Below are 17328 nucleotides of genomic sequence, written 5' to 3'. Positions count from 1 at the left end.
TTAACCTATACAATTTGAAAAAAATATTAAAATATAGAAATCAAATGGAAACAGAGCTGCAACAAATTTTGCAGTTTTGGATGAATCATGCGGTTGATCAGCAAAAAGGTGGTTTTTTAGGAGCACTCAATCATCAAAATATTCCCGATTTAGCTGCCCCTAAAGGAATTGTATTAAATGCCAGAATACTATGGACATTCTCGGCTGTTTATCAATGGAAGCCAGATACCCAATATATCATGCTGGCAGAAAGGGCTTTTGATTATTTAATGGAGTATGGATTGGATAAAAAATTTGGAGGTGTTTTTTGGAAATTATTGCCTGATGGTAATGTTTTAGATGATCGTAAACAAATATATGCACATGCATTTGTTATATATGGATTGAGTGAATTCTATGAAGCAACAAAAAATAAGAAGGCTTTAGATGCAGCCATTAGTCTATTTTATCTGATTGAAGAAAAAAGTTATGATGTAAAATATGGTGGTTATTTTGAAGCATTTACACGAAACTGGTCTGCCATTGAAGATGCTCGTTTAAGTGAAAAAGACCGGAATGAAAAAAAAACCATGAATACACATTTGCATATAATTGAAGCATATGCCAATTTGTATAAGGTTTGGCCAAACAGAATTTTAAAATTCAAAATTATTCATCTGCTGCAATTATTCAAACAGTATTTTATTGATGCCAAAAGTTTTCATCTGAATTTATTTTTTACTGAAAATTGGCAATTAAAACGCGATGTTATTTCTTATGGACATGATATTGAGGCAGCTTGGCTTTTGTTAGACTGTGCTATTATAATTGGTGATATTGAATGGATGCACACATTGGAACAAATGGCGGTATCCATTGTAAATGCTGCGGCAGAAGGTTTAGATGTGGATGGCGGATTATGGTATGAAAAAAGAATAGCAGATGATTTTTTGATTCGGGAAAAACATTGGTGGCCACAGGCAGAGGCCATGATAGGTTTTTTAAATGCCTGGCAAATAACACAACAAAACCATTTTTTTGAAAAATCGTTCAATAGCTGGCAATTTGTAAAAGAGCATATCATCGACAAAAATTATGGCGAATGGGTATGGGGTGTTGCTGCCAATTACCGGGTAATGAATAGTCAGGATAAAATTGGTTTTTGGAAGTGTCCTTATCACAATGCAAGGGCTTGTATGGAAATTATTCAAAGGTTATCCATGCCAACAATATTTTATTCGTTTTAAACCCATAACATGTATCAGTCAATCGTTCATTTCTTGAAACAAAACCTGCTGTGCGCAGCCATGTTATTTTTAAGTGTTACATGTGTATTTGCACAACAGAGCATATTTAATATTACTGATTATGGAGCAGTTGTCAATAGTAAATTGCCTGCTACTAAAGCGTTGCAAAATGCCATTGATGCTTGCAGCAAAAGTGGTGGCGGAACGGTTTTCATTCCTTCAGGTACTTTCATTATTGGTACGGTGCATTTGCAAAGTCATATTACTTTGTATCTGCAATCCGGTTCCATTTTAAAAGGAAGTACGCATTTATCCGATTATGAAAATTTTTTTCCTGATACGCCTTTTATTCCTATACATAAAGGCATGTTCTTTACTGAAAATAAAGAAGATATTATCATAACCGGTGAAGGTAGGATTGATGGCAGTGGTATTTTCTTTTTCGATACCACAAAGGCTAAAAAGTTAGATAGTATTGCCACCCGTTTTACCAGGCAAAAAAATAATTTTAGAAACATAGCTGAAGGAGTTGGTGACGGACCTTTAGTGCCGAATGACAGGCCTTATCAGATGTTTGTATTCAGTAATTGTAAAAGAGTATCGGTAAAAAATATTTTTATTACGGATGCCCCTTTCTGGTGTATGCATTTTGCCGATTGTGATGCAGTATTTGTAAGTGGTATTCGTTTGTGGAATAATTTATTGGCGCCAAATGCCGATGGTATAGATGTTACCAGTTGCACCAATGTAATTATTAATGATTGTGATATCAGAACAGGTGATGATGCCATTGCAATAACGGGTTATAACCATCATTTTGAAATACCCGGTTTTCAACATGTCAAACATATTTCAAAAAATATTATTGTTAGCAATTGTAACCTGCAATCTTATTCCAGTGGTATTCGAATTGGTTTTTTAGATCAGAATACCGTGAAAAATATTGAGGTGAATAATGTAAATATTACTAATTCTACAAGAGGTATTGGAATTTTTTTACGTGATGAAGGTTCTTTGGAAAATATCAGCTTCAATAATGTATTTATTGAAACTAAATTACGCACGGGCGATTGGTGGGGCAATGGTGAACCGATTCATATTTCTGCTGTTCGTGGCAAAGCAAACATTCAATTGGGTTCCATTCGGCATGTATTTTTTAATAATATTATTTGCGCCGGCGAAAATGGAATATTATTGTATGGTAGTGAGGAAAGCCATTTACAGGACATCAACTTCAATCACATTCGTTTTAAAGTTGTGAATAGTGCTTTAAATACTGTTGCCGGTGGGAATATTGATTTGCGTGGATGTTTACGACCAAGAGAACAACTATTCCAAAGTGATATTCCTGGAATTTTAGCGCGTTATATAGAAGGTTTACATATCAACGATTTTATGTTGGAATGGTCTAAACAATTACCATCATTTTTTACCAATGGCTTGGAATTGCACCACTTCAGCAATGTATCCATTTTCAATTTTAAAGCTTCACATGCACCAAATGCAATTAACGGGTATAAAATTTTTGCTGCAAGCGGCGATGGATTTGTTACAGACGATCTTTCCGGTGTAAAAAAGGTAGAGGTTCAATAATGAAATGTATTCATTTGTCATAAATAAAAATTTGTTATGCTTCTTCATAATAAAAATCCTTTGTTCTTAACCATGTTGTTTTTTGCACAACAGTTATTAGCTCAAATACCGGTATTCAATGTTGTTACGCCAAATAATACCAGTATACAAAAGTTTGATAAGTTTGAATTAACAATTCAATTAACTGCTGCTTATACCAACCCGTTTGATTATAATGATATTGCTGTAAAAGCCGTTTTTATGGCACCCAATGGTGTTGTTGATTCGGTAGATGGGTTTTATATGCAGGATTACACACTCAACACAACCAATGGCAGTATAACACCTGCCGGTAATGGTGTTTTTAAAGTTCGGTTTACACCTATTCAAACGGGTATATGGCATTACAGCCTTATTTGCACTAATACTGTTGGCATTACCACCTTTGGTGATGCTACATTCACTTGTGTAAATAGCTCCGATCCGGGGTTTATTCGAAAAAATAATTCTAACTATTTAAGTTTTGATGATAGTAGTCAATATATTCCCGTTGGCGAAAATATGTGCTGGCAGGATAATAATGTGTATACAGATTATTCCAATTGGTTAAACAAATTAAGCAATAACGGGGGTAATTTTATAAGAGTTTGGATGGCCGATTGGTCGTTTGCTTTAGAATGGAAAGGAAGTAATTATGGTGGTTTAAAAAACTATCAGCAATCCAATGCATATTACTTAGACTGGCTTTTAAATACTTGTAAGCAAAAGGGTGTACGTATTATGCTTTGCTTAAACCATCATGGGCAGGTATCTACTACAGTAAATCCAGAATGGAACAACAATCCTTATAACATTGCAAATGGAGGGCCTTGTAATAATACATGGGATTTTTTTTCAAACTCAACTGCTAAAAATTTATTTAAAAACCGAATGCGTTATATTATTGCCCGGTATGGTTACTCTAACACAATTATGAGTTGGGAATTGTTTAATGAAGTAGAATGGACCGATAGTTTTAATACTTATAAAACAAATATTACAAACTGGCATCAGGAAATGGCTGCTTACATTAAATCGAAAGATGTGTATCAGCACTTGGTAACCACCAGCTATGCACATGATAATAATGATCCAGCTACCTGGAGTTTGGAAAATATTGATTTTACGCAAACACATTATTATGTTGGCGCACCCAATTTAGAGTCGATATTAGCTGCCGGCAGCCGTTCTTATATCTGGCAATTTAAAAAACCAATACTCAATGGCGAGTTTGGTATTAATTCCGGAAACGTTGCTTTATCTTCTATTGATCCGAATGGTGTGTATATTCACAATACAATGTGGGCTACTGCATTAAGCGGGGCAATGGGTACTGCAATGAGTTGGTGGTGGGATAATTATATTGATCCGAAAAATTTGTATACGCATTTTAAAGGCATCTCTTCATTTGTAAATGCATTAAATTTAAAATCTGAATTATATGCACCGGTTACAGCCACCATAAGCGGAGGGGGTAATGCCGATTTAACCATTTCACCCAGCGCTGGCTGGGCTGCAGCTACTGCTGCTAATTTCACCATTGATGCTTCCGGAAATATAACACCGACTGCCACACAGTTAGGACAATATTTGTATGGTTCGGTATACAATACCCAATATAAAAATCCGCCTGTTTTTACTGTTACTTATCCTGTAGCCGGACAGTTTAAAGTGGTTGTGAACAATATTAGCACAGCACCTCAGTTGCATATTTATCTGGATGGTAAGGATACGGCTTTTAATACTGTTGCCAATGCTACCTATTTCATCAATGTGTCTGCAGGTAATCATACCATAAAAGTGGATAATACAGGAACCGATTGGATGAATATTTCTAGTTATGTTTTTACTAATGTAGGTTCTTCGGTTGCTGCATATGTATTGCAATCTGCACTACAAAATAAAATTGCCGGATGGATTTTAAACAATCAATATAATTGGAGTTATTTGCAAAATCATAATGGTGTAGCACCTCCTCCTATAAATGGTGCTACTATTCAAATTGCGGGAATGGCTAATTTAAATTATACAGTACAATGGTATAATACGAATACCGGCTTACCAGTAAGTACTTCATCTATAACAGTGAATAATGGTATTTTAACAGTAAATATTCCCAACTTAAGCTGGGACTTAGCATTTACTGCAACACCTAACGGATGTGCCCTTGTGAAACCATTGTTTACAAAAAATGTGTATTCTATTTGTGGTAATGATTCTACATTAGTTTCCATAAGTAATAATATCGGTTCCGATAGCCTTTTTTGGAATATTAATGGTATAACAGATTCATCACAACGAACACAACGGTTTATCAATAATGCAGGATATGTAATAGTACTTCGAAAAAATAATGCAGGTTGCAGTATTTATTCAGATACAGTTTTCATTTCTAAAACTGCTATACCCGCCACGCCTGTTGTAACAATAGATGCCAATAACAATTTATTATCCTCCTCTGCTTCCGGTAATCAATGGTACAATGATACGCTTACTGCTATTGCGAATGCTACTGCTCAATTCTACAAGCCATCTGCTAATGGTTATTATGCTGTTAAGGTAATTCAGAATGGTTGCAGCAGCGCCTTTTCAAATAGGTTTAATTATACTGTTACTGCAATAAATGTTGTACTTAATTCAGAGTTAAGTATTAATCCAAATCCTGCACAAAGTGAAGTGTTCATCCACAATAATTTAACAGGAGTGCCTATTTTGAATGCTATCATTTACAATACTGCAGCACAAACAGTTTTCAACCAGTACAACCTAAAAAATGGCGATGCTATTAATATCAGTCATTTACCCGCAGGCATATATTATGTGCATTTATACAATCAAAACCTGCATTTTTATCAAACTCAAAAACTGATAAAAACATACTAAATAATTTTTTATGAAACGTTTTTGTGCATTCGTTGTAATAATGTTTTTTGGTTCAGCAAAGGCAAATATTATACTGCCTTCAATTTTAAACAATAATATGGTATTACAGCAACGGTTGGCCGTTACATTATGGGGCTGGGGCAATCCGGGCGAAGTGGTAAAAGTTACCAATACCTGGAATAATGCAATTGATTCTGCAACAACAAACGCAAATGCACATTGGCAACTTACTATTCAAACGCCTGCTGCCGGCGGTCCTTATCAAATTAATTTTAAGGGATACAATTCCATTACATTAACAAATGTATTCATTGGTGAAGTTTGGCTTTGTTCCGGCCAGTCGAACATGGAAATGAATGAACAATGGGGTTTACCGGATGTAAAAGCTGTTTTGCCTCATGCCTGTAATCCAAATATCCGTTTTTTTACAGTAGCCAAGTCTGCTGCCAATTGTCCACAACAAGATGTAAAAGGTACTTGGGTAAGTTGTGATGCTGCCAACTTACAAACCTTTAGCGCAGCTGCCTATTTTTTTGGGAAAAAGCTGCAAGATTCGCTACATGTGCCTATCGCTTTGATCAATGCCAGTTGGGGTGGCACGCCGGCAGAAGTGTGGACGCCAGATTCTATTATTCGTATGGATGAGGAATTATTGATGGCAGCTAAAAAACAAAAACCTTCCAAATTTTGGCCTCATGAACCCGGTGTGGCTTTTAATGCCATGATTGCACCAATTGCACGTTTTGCTATTGCCGGTGCAATTTGGTACCAGGGCGAAACAAATACAGCTTATCCATATACGTATGCAAAACTATTTACTGAAATGATGGGTACCTGGCGTAAAGCATGGAAATATAATTTCCCATTTTATTATGTACAAATTGCTCCTTTTGCTTATGGTAAACCTTACGCTGGTGCCTTGTTGCAGGAACAACAAAGTAAGGCAGCAGCATATCCCAATGTTGGTATGGTTGTAATTACTGATTTGGTTACCGATACTTCAAATATCCATCCCAAAAATAAACATGATGTGGGTGATCGGTTGGCGAATTGGGCTTTGGCAAAAAATTATGAGTGGAAACACATTATCTGTCAATCGCCTCATCTTAAAAATGTAATCATAAATAGCGACAAAGTATTGCTCAGTTTTGAAGACACCGGAGGAGGATTACTGATAAAAGGGGCTAATGTGCAACAAATATGGGTTGCCGGTGCTGATAAAGTATTTTATCCGGCTGCTGCAAACATTGAAGGCAATCAATTAATGGTATGGAGCAGTAAAGTACAGCATCCTATTGCTGTTCGCTATGCCTTTGGAAATACTGCTATTGGTAATTTGTTTGGTAGCAATCATTTACCTGTAATCGCCTTCAGAACTGATAATTGGAAGTTGAATGCTGCGAATAATAAATAAAAATATGAATTGAATGTATATTCATAGGCAGAAATTGAATTTTAGAAAGGTCAATAATAAAAAAAGCCGCAAATTTATTTTGCGGCTTTTTTGTGTACTGTTTTCGTAGAGCGTACGGGAATCGAACCCGTGATTCATCCGTGAAAGGGATGCGTCTTAACCCCTTGACCAACGCTCCATTTGTTTTTGGGAGTGCAAAAATAGGGGGCGGCTGGTATCCCTCAAAATTTTTTAAGGAATTTATTTTTTTCACCTGATAAATATATACTTTTTTGTTTAGGCCGGATGCGAATCATTGATTTGATTTCTATCAATTCTTTTCAAATTATTGCCATAACATAAATACAAAATGGATAGTTGGCTACAATGTTTTAATTTTGCAGCGATTTATCTTTTTTATCATTTAAATACAAGTAAAAATGAGTACAGTTAAAGTTGCCATTAATGGTTTTGGACGAATTGGTCGGTTGGTATATCGCCAAATTTTTAACATGGAAGGTATTGATGTGGTTGCTATAAACGATTTAACCAGTCCGAAAGTACTGGCTCATCTTTTAAAATATGACAGTGCACAAGGCAGATTTGATGCCACAGTTACTGCTACCGAAAGTTCCATTATAGTAAATGGGCATGAAGTTAAAATCTATGCACATCGCGATCCGGCACAAATTCCCTGGGGCAGCCATCAGGTAGATGTAGTGATTGAATCTACCGGATTTTTTACCGATAAAGCAAAAGCAGAAGCACATTTAACTGCCGGTGCCAAAAGAGTGGTTATTTCAGCTCCCGCCACCGGCGATTTAAAAACTGTGGTGTTTAATGTAAACCACAATATTTTGGATGGTTCTGAAACCATTATTTCCTGTGCATCCTGCACCACCAACTGCTTAGCGCCTATGGCCAAAGCATTAAATGATGCATTTACCATTGAAGCAGGAAGTATGACTACAATTCATGCCTATACCAACGATCAAAATACTTTAGATGCTCCCCATCCTAAAGGTGATTTGAGAAGAGCCCGTGCAGCCGCTGCTAATATCGTTCCCAACAGCACCGGCGCTGCAAAAGCCATTGGTTTGGTGTTGCCTGAATTAAAAGGTAAATTAGATGGTGGTGCACAACGTGTTCCTGTTATTACAGGTTCATTAACTGAATTGTCTGCTATTCTTGCTAAAAAAACTTCAGTTGAAGAAATTAATGCAGTAATGAAAGCAGCCAGCAACGAAAGTTTTGGTTACAATGAAGATGAAATTGTTAGTAGCGATATTGTTGGAATGCACTACGGTTCATTATTCGATGCCACTCAAACAAAAGTAATTACCGTTGGCGATAAACAATTGGTAAAAGTGGTAAGCTGGTACGATAATGAAATGAGCTACGTATCTCAATTGGTACGTACCGTTCATTATTTTGCAGGTTTAATTAAAAAATAAAGAAATGCCGGTGTATGCCGGCATTTTTAATATACAATGTAATAGAGGTAAAGCTTATTTTACTGCAAGCTTCTATTCTAATTAAAAAAAATTATGAGCAAATTTTCTAATTTTAACTTCAATAGGCATAAAGCATTAATTCGGGTTGATTTTAATGTGCCTTTAGATGCCAATTATCAAATTACGGATGATAATCGCATGAAAGCTACCATTCCTACCATCCAAAAAATTTTGAAAGATGGGGGTAGTGTTATTTTAATGAGTCATTTTGGAAGGCCAAAAGATGGCCCGTCTGAAAAATATTCTTTAAAACATTTGGTAGCACATTTATCGGTTTTATTAAATGGAACTTCTGTTCAATTTGCAGATGATTGCATTGGTGCACTAGCCTTTGCAAAAGCAGCGGCATTAAAGCCCGGCGAAGTTTTGTTGTTAGAAAACCTTCGTTTCTATAAAGAGGAAGAATTAGGCGATAAAGCCTTTGCCGAAAAATTGTCAGAATTAGGAGATGTATATGTAAACGATGCTTTTGGAACAGCGCATCGGGCACATGCTTCTACCGCAGTGATAGCGCAGTTTTTTCCAAAAGATAGAAAAATGTTTGGGTTATTGATGGAAGCAGAAGTGGCCAGTGCCGAAAAAATCATGCACCAGTCTGAAAAACCCTTTGTTGCCATTATTGGCGGCGCCAAAGTATCTGATAAAATTTTAATTATCGAAAACCTTTTAAAAAGAGCAACCGATATTATTATAGGCGGTGGAATGGCTTATACTTTTATGAAAGCAAAAGGTGGCAATATTGGCAATTCATTGTGCGAAGATGATCGGATTTCAACTGCTAAAGAATTATTAATAGAGGCTGAGAAACAGGGGGTATGTATTCACTTACCCGGCGATAGTATCATAGCCAATAAATTTGCTGCCGATGCAGAAACTTCTGCAGCTCCTTCTAACAATATACCCGATGGATGGATGGGGTTAGATATTGGCCCCGAAGCATGCGAGCAGTTTGCCAATGTAATACAAGCTGCAAAAACCATTTTATGGAACGGGCCTATGGGCGTTTTTGAAATGGCTAAATTTCAACACGGAACTAAAGCCATTGCGGTTGCCGTTGCCGCCGCTACACAAAAAGGCGCTTTTAGTTTAGTAGGAGGGGGCGATAGCGTTGCAGCAGTAAACCAGTTTGGCTTTGCAGATAAAGTAAGTTATGTTAGTACCGGTGGTGGCGCTATGCTTGAATATTTTGAAGGAAAAGAATTGCCCGGTATTGCTGCAATCAACAACTAAAATAATAAGTATGAATACATGTTTAACCACCCGAAAAGGGTGGTTTTTTTGCGTCATTTCGTCTGAAATTATTTTTTAGGCATATATTTTGAAAATGTAGCTCATTAATTACCAACAAACAATTATCTTACAAGCAATTTGGTGTGGAGTGAAAAATTAAATTTCAATCATCAATGTACTAATTAAAAAATAATTTAATTTAAATATTTTTTACAAATCAATAAACCAGCGTATATGAACACAAAAACCCTTACTTTAATTGTAATTGCTGCAATCATTCTTTTATTAGGTGGTTGCGGCTGTAATGGCTATAACGGATTGGTACAGGGCGAACAGGCCGTAAAACAATCGTGGAGTAATGTAGAAACCAACTATCAACGCAGAACCGACCTGTATAATAGTGTTATTAAAACAATTGAAGGATCAGCAAATTTCGAAAAATCTACTTTAAAAGAGGTAATTGATGCACGTGCTAGGGCTACCAGCGTAAATGTAGATATTAACGATCCGCAAAGCTTGCAAAAATTTCAGCAGGCACAGGGTCAGTTACAAGGTGCATTCAGCCGTTTAATGGCTGTTGCCGAAGCGTATCCTAATTTAAAAACCACACAGGCATTCCAGGATTTTCAAGCACAAATAGAAGGTACCGAAAACAGAATCAATGTAGCCAGAAGAGATTATAATGCAGCAGTAAATGCATACAATTTAAAAGTGCGCACTTTCCCGAATAATATTTTTGCAGGTATTTTTCATTTTACTGAAAAGCCCTATTATCAGGCAGATTCTGGAACAGAAAAAGCACCGGAAATTCAGTTTAATATAAAATAATACATAATACAGATGGGTATCTTCTCCAAAAAAAAGCCGGTTGATTTTTTTTCGATGGAAGAAAAAAACCAGATTGTTGCAGCCATTCAAAAAACAGAACTGGTTACCAGTGGTGAAATTCGAGTATATATTGAAAATACATGCTTCAATAGCAACCCGGTTGATAGGGCAAAGGAGTTATTTACCCAATTAAACATGTATAATACCCGGGAAAGTAACGGGGTATTGGTGTATGTTGCTGTAAAAAGCAGAAAACTGGCTGTTTTTGGCGATGAAGGCATACATGCAAAAGTTGGACAAAATTTTTGGGAAGATGCTGTTCAGAAAATGATCAGTCATTTTAATGCGCAACATTTTGCAGAAGGCATTGCAACAATTGTAATGCAAATAGGCGATGCCCTTCAAACACATTTCCCCTTTAATCAACAAACCGATTCCAACGAGTTACCCGATGATATTGTTTTTGGTGATTAGTTTCATTTAATGCAATATAACAGCCAATGGCGCAGGATACTATTCAATGAAAAAACTAATACTGATAAGCATTTTACTGTTGCAAACATTTTTTTGTTTGGCGCAGGATATTTTACCCAAACCCAATCCACCCAGATTGGTGAATGATTATGCCGGCGTACTGTCTGCCGAACAGAATGCAGCACTTGAACAAAAGTTAGTGGCATTAGATGATTCTACATCCAACCAAATTGCCATTGTTCTGGTAAAAACTTTAAATGGTTACGATGTGGCCGATTATGCCAACAAGCTGTTTCGGGCATGGGGTATTGGAAATAAAAAAACCAATAATGGTATTTTAATATTAGCTGCCATTGATGACAGAAAAGTATGGATTGAAATTGGTTATGGCCTGGAAGGTGCCATTCCCGATGCCACTACTTCTCAAATTTATAGAGATGAAATTGTGCCGGCATTTCGCAATAAAGACTATTATACCGGATTAAATAATGCAGTAGATGATTTGGCTAAAGCCGCTGTTGGTGAATATAAAGTGGCCCGAAAACAAGACAAGCCCACCGGTAGTGGTGCCATTATATTCATTATTTTATTATTGATTGTTTTTTTCATATTGCGCAGGGGCGGTGGAGGCGGAGGTGGTGGTGGCTTAATTGCACCCATTTTATTATCGGGTATGTTAAACAATAGAAGTAGTGGTAGTTGGGGTGGCAGTGGCGGCGGTTTTGGTGGTTTTGGAGGTGGTAGTAGCGGCGGTGGCGGTGCAGGAGGTGGATGGTAAATTTTTTACATGCATTATGGTTGCATGTTAATGTTTTTGGATTAAATTATATACAACTGAATTTTACTGTTATGTAAACCCCTATTTTTGAAATATAAAACAATTACTATAATACAAAAATTATGAAACATCTATTTTTAGGATTCTTTCTTTCAACCGGTATTATTGCAGTTTCTGGTCAAATGGTAAAAGTGCAACCCGGTACTGCATTTAAAACTGTTACGGATATTAAAGTAAATACCAATCTTAATTTTGCGGGTCAGGATATTGAAACAACCACCAATGCAGTTACAACAGCTTTAGATACTATTAAAGCAGTTACTGCAGATGGCTATACTTATTCTGCCACAATGAAGCATATTAAAGGGGAAGTAAAAGTGATGGGGCAGGATCAAACTTTTGATTCAGATGATGAAAATTTAAGAAATAATCCTCAAATGGCCGATTTATTTAAAGCATTAAACAAACCCAATAATATTGAGATTAAAAATGGCAAGATGATTACTCAGTCACAAAAATTAGATGCTATTATAAAAATGGGTGGTGCAGATGATCAGGCTAAGTATGTATTAGCACTTCAACCCACCGATATCAAAGAAGGATTTAGCTGGACTGATTCAACTGTATCCGATTCTTCTTCTAAAATTGTGAGCAATGCTACCATTAAACAGGTGAGTGATAATGCAGTTGTTGTTGAAATGCATGCCAATATCACTTTAAAAGAAAATATCAATAGAAATGGTATGGATATTGTACAAAACCTTAACGGGAAAGCTATTGCAACCCGAACATATAACAAAGCCAACGGGCTGTTAATCAACGAAACAAGTAATGTTGATTTAACCGGTACTATGGAAATGATGGGCCAATCTGCACCCATTACATCAAAAGGATTAATTGTAACTACCGTTCAATAATTGAGGATGTATCCCTGCATCTAATTTTTTATAAAAAATATTGTTGTCCGACTAAAATTGTAAAATAATGGTTCAAACCCTTTACAGAACCATATTTCAGCCGATTTCAAAAGATGGGGTACTCCCTCCAATTTTGAAACAATCATTTTTTAGCCTGTAATTCTTTATAGCAAAGAATTACAGCGATTTTTAAGTTAAGTTTTGCCGGACAATAATGATAAAAAATCAATAGTTCCATAAAAAATGCTGCACTAAAACAATAGTTGCGGCATTTTTTGTAAGATGCGATACAATGTATTTTATTGGTTTCCTTCCTTTAGTTTTTCTGTAATATAATTGGCAAGATTCAATTGACCCATCGATTGTTTTTTTGATTTTAATTCATTTAAAAACAAGTTGATGAATGGATCGGTTTGTTCATGATAGGCCAGTGGAATATCTTTCTTAAATTGTATAATATAATCAATGCCTTTTCTAAATTGGGTACTATCTGATATTTTTGACAGAAATACAGTAAAGTCAGGTAATATCTCAAATTTTTCCTGGCCAACCGGTAATTGGCTAAAGTTATATGCTACATAATCAAAATTATCTGCATCTCCATAATGAATAAAGGTATTTACAATGGCTGAGAGTAAATGGCCTTTTGCAGTTACTTTACTTAATTGTAATGCTTGTTTAAAAGCTTCTACACTATCAATTTTACTTAATGCACTTAATGCAGCTCCGGCAACTGAGTAAGATGAATCTTGTAAAGCATCTACAAAAAAGTTTTTATAGTCTTTATTTTTTAATTTTCCCAATACATCAATAGCACTTGCCCTTACTAATTTTTTAGGATCAGTTTTTGCTAATTTTTCAATTTTATCAATAGTTGGCTGATGCAGGCTCTGATTGGTAGTGTTAAAAATATTTAATGCATTAATTCTTATTCTAAAAAAGGGATCATACAAAGCATTTTCTACCAAGGTATAGCCCAAAACATCATCTAAATGATTACTTCCATAAACCACTGCTTCTCGTTTGTCTAAAAAGTTTTGTGCATGATTATATTGATAAAAAAATTCTGATACTGTTTTATGGTCTGTTTTCTGTGCCAATAATATCTTATCTGCATCTACATTCACTAAATTTGGTTTTTCCGATACTTTAAAATAAAAGGTATCCACCCTGTTTTCGGCACAAACCTGATACCGTTGTCTGTTTTCACCGGTATAAATATCAATGGCAAAAGGAAGCTTAAAAATTTTACCCGAAATTTGTTTTTGTTGTACAATTACTTTTTCCAACTGGGCTTTTTCATCATAGATATAACTTATGTCTAAAACAGGATGCCCACTTCCAAAATACCACTGATTAAAAAACCAGTTTAAATCTTTTCCTGTTACAGCTTCAAAGGCAAGTCTTAATTTAACAGCGCTGCCATTGCCGAATTTATTGTTGTTTAAATAAAGATTGAGTGAATGAAAAAAAGCACTGTCGCCAACATAATTTTTCAACATATGTAAAATTCTCCCACCTTTATTATAGCTAACGGCATCAAACATATCTTCCCTGTTCTGATAATAGAAACGAACCAAATCTTTATTGTCAGTATTACTTAAAAAATAATCATTCATATCTTTCCAATTCTGATAATCACCAGCCTCTTTTCCATATTTATAGGTATCCCAAAGTACTTCACTATAATTGGCAAAACTTTCATTTACGGTTAGGTTACTCCAGCTTTCGCAGGTAACCAAATCGCCAAACCAGTGATGAAATAATTCATGTGCAATGGTTTCTTCCCAAATATTTTCATCAGTCAATTGCCTTGCATCCTGCTGTGCACTTTCCTGGTGCAGCACAGCAGTGGTGTTTTCCATAGCGCCGCTTACATAATCACGGCCTACAATTTGCGCATATTTTTGCCAGGGAAAATCAATTCCAAGTATATTCGAATAAAACTGAATCATTTCAGGTGTATGCCCAAAAATTTTTCTTGCAACTTTTTCGTATGGCTTTTCAACATAGTATGATACCTCTTTGCCTCTATAACTGTCTTTCACTATGGCATAGTCACCAACGCCAATAAAAAACAGATAAGGGCTATGCGGTAAATCCATTAGCCAGGTATCTGTTCGGGTATTGTTGTTGTTTTTTTGTTGTTTAATTAGTTTTCCGTTTGAAAGGGTAACATATTTATCTGGCACTGTTAATATAAACTCATCCGTACATTTTTGATCCGGTTTATCAATAGTAGGAATCCATACTGAATTAGATTCTGTTTCGCCCTGCGTCCATATTTGGGTGGGTTTGTTTTTATCCTTTCCCAAGGGGTTTATAAAATACAAACCTTTTGCATCGGTAATTGCAGCACTTCCTTCTCCTTTATATTCATTAGGCTTAGCTGTATATTGAATGTATATGGTATATTTTTCGTTTTGGGTATAAGTTCTGTCTAACTGAATTTTCAGTTGCATACTATCATACCGGTATTGCAGCGGAATAAGTTTGCCATTTTTATCTATGGCAACTTTGTCAATATTCATGCCTTTCGCATCTAAGGTTAATGAATCGGTTGGATAGAAGTGGGGTTTTAAGGTTACCCATTCTTTACCATTTAAATAACTGTGCTGATAATCGAATGAAGCTTCCAGTTTTGTATGCACCAAATCATTGATTTTGGTGGCAAATCCTCTGTAAATGGTTTGCCAGTCATTTTTATTTTGCGAAAATGCAGTGGAATGTACGATAATAAGTAAAACAATAAAAACTTTTTTCATGTGATTTTTTTGATTGAATGTTTAACTTTGATTTACCCAAATGAAAATGAACCATATTATTAATCGGTATGGTTTAATAAAGGGCAATAAAGATAATACGAGCAAAGGCAGAATTGGTTAAAGAAACCCAAAAAACATAAAAAAATTTTACGTGATTTAACCGATGGTATAAAGCTTCATTTTTTCTGTTAGATTTGTATAAACTTTTCCGGCTCATGTTTTATAAGAAAAATTACCTGCAATTATTTTTGATTGTAATAGGTTTATTCATGTTCCATGCGGTGGGGTATGCTCAGAATTATCATTTTATCTACTTGCAGTCAGCCAACCGACAGTCATACAGTGTTCATATCAATCAGCAGGATTGGACATCTACTTCCGGTGGCTATTTGATTATACCTAAATTAATGCCCGGCACGCATCAGATGCAATTACAATGGCAACAAGATCCTAATCTGATATTAAATTTTGCAATTCCGGTTACTGATCAGGATGCAGGGTTTTCAATTACCAAAAGTGAAACGGGTAACTGGCAATTGAATGGGTTAAGCAATGAATTGGTCATTGCTGCTAATATGCCGGTTGCAGAAACTGCTCTGCCGGTGCAAGAAGAAAAAGTTGCCCGTTCGGTTACTGCGGTTGCTACTCAAACCAATACTCCCAATAAAGACAGTGTTGTACAAGTTGTAAACAATAAAAGCAGCAACATTGCAGAGCAGATGAATACTGGTATTATGCCACCGGCTGTTAAAACAGCATCCAAACAACAAAAGATGCCGGCATCCAATCGAAGCAGTTCCGTTTCAAAAACTTTTGAAAAAATGGGTGCACAAGGTCTGGATCAGATTTATATTGATAAATCACAATCTAAAGCAGATACCATTGCTGTTTTTATCCCCTTAAAACAGGCCCCCCGTGCAGAGGTACAGCCGACCACTACTGTTGTTACAGAAACGCCTGTTGAAACAAAACCTGCCGCACAAATAGCTGCCCCAAAACCAGCCGATACAACGAATCATACACCGGTAAGTGAAACAGTGAATAACCCAACACCTTCCTGTATTCCTGCTTCTAAAGAAGATTTTAATAAAACAAGAATAGATATGGCATCATCAAATACCGATGCTGCCATGATAGAAGCTGCCAAAAAAGCCTTTGAAAAAAATTGCTATTCGGTTGAACAAATAAAAAATTTGGGCATACTATTTCTTTCTCAACAAAACCGACTCCAGTTTTTCGCCGCTGCAAAAAAACATTTACTCGATGCCGATAATTTTCATTCTTTAATTAATCAGCTTATCGATCCCAATATTATTGAACAGTTTAAAGCACTTGAAAAAAACAATTAATTGGTAGTGAATGCCCCGTTATTTTATAGAAGTATCATATAAAGGTACCTGTTACAGTGGTTTTCAAATTCAGGAAAATGCTGCCACCATTCAATCAGAAATTGAGAAGGCAATGATGGTTTTATGGAAAGTGCCTTTTCAGTTAACCGGCTCATCCAGAACCGATGCAGGTGTGCATGCCCGACAAAATTTTTTTCATTTTGATACTGAAATACAAATACATCAAAAGCATTTATATAACCTAAATGCTATTTTGCCAAAAGATATTGTCATCCTGAATTTGTATCAGGTGCCCATTCATGCACATTGTCGCTTCGATGCAACTTCCCGAGCTTATAAGTATTATATGCATCGTATAAA

The 17328-nt window shown here is 35.8% G+C and carries 13 protein-coding genes and 1 tRNA gene (1 of these 14 cut by a window edge); 12 read left to right on the top strand and 2 right to left on the bottom strand.

What is annotated here, in order from left to right:
* Positions 1–14: 14 nt before the first annotated feature.
* From EO766_RS10085 to EO766_RS10070, 4 genes are read left to right on the top strand one after another with little or no spacing between them, the layout of a single operon-like run.
* The gene (locus tag EO766_RS10085) at positions 15–1226 is read left to right on the top strand and encodes an AGE family epimerase/isomerase (protein ID WP_287100977.1); all 1212 of its coding nucleotides are present in this window, start codon (positions 15–17) and stop codon (positions 1224–1226) included.
* A gap of 9 nt (positions 1227–1235) precedes the next feature.
* Entirely contained in the window at positions 1236–2819 is a 1584-nt protein-coding gene (locus EO766_RS10080) for a glycoside hydrolase family 28 protein (RefSeq protein ID WP_081298656.1), read from the top strand.
* A 36-nt stretch (positions 2820–2855) separates the two neighbouring features.
* On the top strand, positions 2856–5720 hold the full coding sequence (locus EO766_RS10075; RefSeq protein ID WP_074419293.1) for a DUF5060 domain-containing protein: 2865 nt from the start codon (positions 2856–2858) through the stop codon (positions 5718–5720).
* A 10-nt stretch (positions 5721–5730) separates the two neighbouring features.
* The gene (locus EO766_RS10070; protein WP_074419292.1) at positions 5731–7134 is read left to right on the top strand and encodes a sialate O-acetylesterase; all 1404 of its coding nucleotides are present in this window, start codon (positions 5731–5733) and stop codon (positions 7132–7134) included.
* Between the two features lie 106 nt (positions 7135–7240).
* On the opposite strand, the gene EO766_RS10065 is transcribed toward EO766_RS10070, so the two are convergent.
* A tRNA-Glu gene (locus tag EO766_RS10065) sits at positions 7241–7312 on the bottom strand.
* A gap of 241 nt (positions 7313–7553) precedes the next feature.
* Here EO766_RS10065 and gap point away from each other — a divergent pair.
* The 6 genes from gap (at position 7554) to EO766_RS10035 (ending at position 12854) form a co-directional block, all read left to right on the top strand.
* Positions 7554–8567: a type I glyceraldehyde-3-phosphate dehydrogenase gene (gene gap / locus EO766_RS10060; protein WP_074418403.1), complete on the top strand. Its 1014-nt coding sequence runs from the start codon at positions 7554–7556 to the stop codon at positions 8565–8567.
* A gap of 93 nt (positions 8568–8660) precedes the next feature.
* The gene (locus EO766_RS10055) at positions 8661–9857 is read left to right on the top strand and encodes a phosphoglycerate kinase (protein WP_074418404.1); all 1197 of its coding nucleotides are present in this window, start codon (positions 8661–8663) and stop codon (positions 9855–9857) included.
* Positions 9858–10091: 234 nt separating this feature from the next.
* On the top strand, positions 10092–10685 hold the full coding sequence (locus EO766_RS10050; protein ID WP_074418405.1) for a LemA family protein: 594 nt from the start codon (positions 10092–10094) through the stop codon (positions 10683–10685).
* Between the two features lie 12 nt (positions 10686–10697).
* Positions 10698–11159, top strand: a complete 462-nt coding sequence (locus EO766_RS10045) for a TPM domain-containing protein (RefSeq protein WP_074419291.1) — start codon at positions 10698–10700, stop codon at positions 11157–11159.
* A 46-nt stretch (positions 11160–11205) separates the two neighbouring features.
* The gene (locus tag EO766_RS10040) at positions 11206–11937 is read left to right on the top strand and encodes a TPM domain-containing protein (RefSeq protein WP_074419290.1); all 732 of its coding nucleotides are present in this window, start codon (positions 11206–11208) and stop codon (positions 11935–11937) included.
* A 122-nt stretch (positions 11938–12059) separates the two neighbouring features.
* Positions 12060–12854: a DUF6263 family protein gene (locus EO766_RS10035; RefSeq protein WP_074419289.1), complete on the top strand. Its 795-nt coding sequence runs from the start codon at positions 12060–12062 to the stop codon at positions 12852–12854.
* A gap of 299 nt (positions 12855–13153) precedes the next feature.
* On the opposite strand, the gene EO766_RS10030 is transcribed toward EO766_RS10035, so the two are convergent.
* Positions 13154–15619, bottom strand: coding sequence for a M1 family aminopeptidase (locus EO766_RS10030; protein WP_074419288.1), 2466 nt, complete (start codon positions 15617–15619; stop codon positions 13154–13156).
* A gap of 215 nt (positions 15620–15834) precedes the next feature.
* Here EO766_RS10030 and EO766_RS10025 point away from each other — a divergent pair, with 215 nt between their 5' ends.
* Together EO766_RS10025 and truA are read left to right on the top strand one after the other, a co-directional pair.
* Complete coding sequence (locus EO766_RS10025) at positions 15835–16968, top strand: DUF4476 domain-containing protein (RefSeq protein WP_074419287.1); 1134 nt, start codon at positions 15835–15837, stop codon at positions 16966–16968.
* Positions 16969–16978: 10 nt separating this feature from the next.
* A protein-coding gene (truA, locus tag EO766_RS10020) for a tRNA pseudouridine(38-40) synthase TruA (RefSeq protein WP_074419286.1) crosses the window boundary here: on the top strand, positions 16979–17328 show its start. It continues 409 nt past the right edge of the window; only the first 350 of its 759 coding nucleotides appear in the window; its start codon is at positions 16979–16981; its stop codon lies beyond the right edge, outside the window.

The sequence above is a fragment of the Hydrotalea sp. AMD genome, from assembly GCF_004100315.1.
GTDB lineage: Bacteria > Bacteroidota > Bacteroidia > Chitinophagales > Chitinophagaceae > Hydrotalea > Hydrotalea flava.
The sequence above is the reverse complement of the archived record's forward strand: the minus strand, read 5'-3'. Positions and strand labels throughout refer to the sequence as shown.

Excerpts from the sequence above, each read along its gene's own strand:
- EO766_RS10080 (WP_081298656.1), top strand. The coding sequence starts at position 1,236 with ATGTATCAGTCAATCGTTCATTTCTTGAAACAAAACCTGCTGTGCGCA.
- EO766_RS10075 (WP_074419293.1), top strand. The coding sequence starts at position 2,856 with ATGCTTCTTCATAATAAAAATCCTTTGTTCTTAACCATGTTGTTTTTT.
- EO766_RS10070 (WP_074419292.1), top strand. The coding sequence starts at position 5,731 with ATGAAACGTTTTTGTGCATTCGTTGTAATAATGTTTTTTGGTTCAGCA.
- gap (WP_074418403.1), top strand. The coding sequence starts at position 7,554 with ATGAGTACAGTTAAAGTTGCCATTAATGGTTTTGGACGAATTGGTCGG.
- EO766_RS10055 (WP_074418404.1), top strand. The coding sequence starts at position 8,661 with ATGAGCAAATTTTCTAATTTTAACTTCAATAGGCATAAAGCATTAATT.
- EO766_RS10050 (WP_074418405.1), top strand. The coding sequence starts at position 10,092 with ATGAACACAAAAACCCTTACTTTAATTGTAATTGCTGCAATCATTCTT.
- EO766_RS10045 (WP_074419291.1), top strand. The coding sequence starts at position 10,698 with ATGGGTATCTTCTCCAAAAAAAAGCCGGTTGATTTTTTTTCGATGGAA.
- EO766_RS10040 (WP_074419290.1), top strand. The coding sequence starts at position 11,206 with ATGAAAAAACTAATACTGATAAGCATTTTACTGTTGCAAACATTTTTT.
- EO766_RS10035 (WP_074419289.1), top strand. The coding sequence starts at position 12,060 with ATGAAACATCTATTTTTAGGATTCTTTCTTTCAACCGGTATTATTGCA.
- EO766_RS10030 (WP_074419288.1), bottom strand. The coding sequence starts at position 15,619 with ATGAAAAAAGTTTTTATTGTTTTACTTATTATCGTACATTCCACTGCA.
- EO766_RS10025 (WP_074419287.1), top strand. The coding sequence starts at position 15,835 with ATGTTTTATAAGAAAAATTACCTGCAATTATTTTTGATTGTAATAGGT.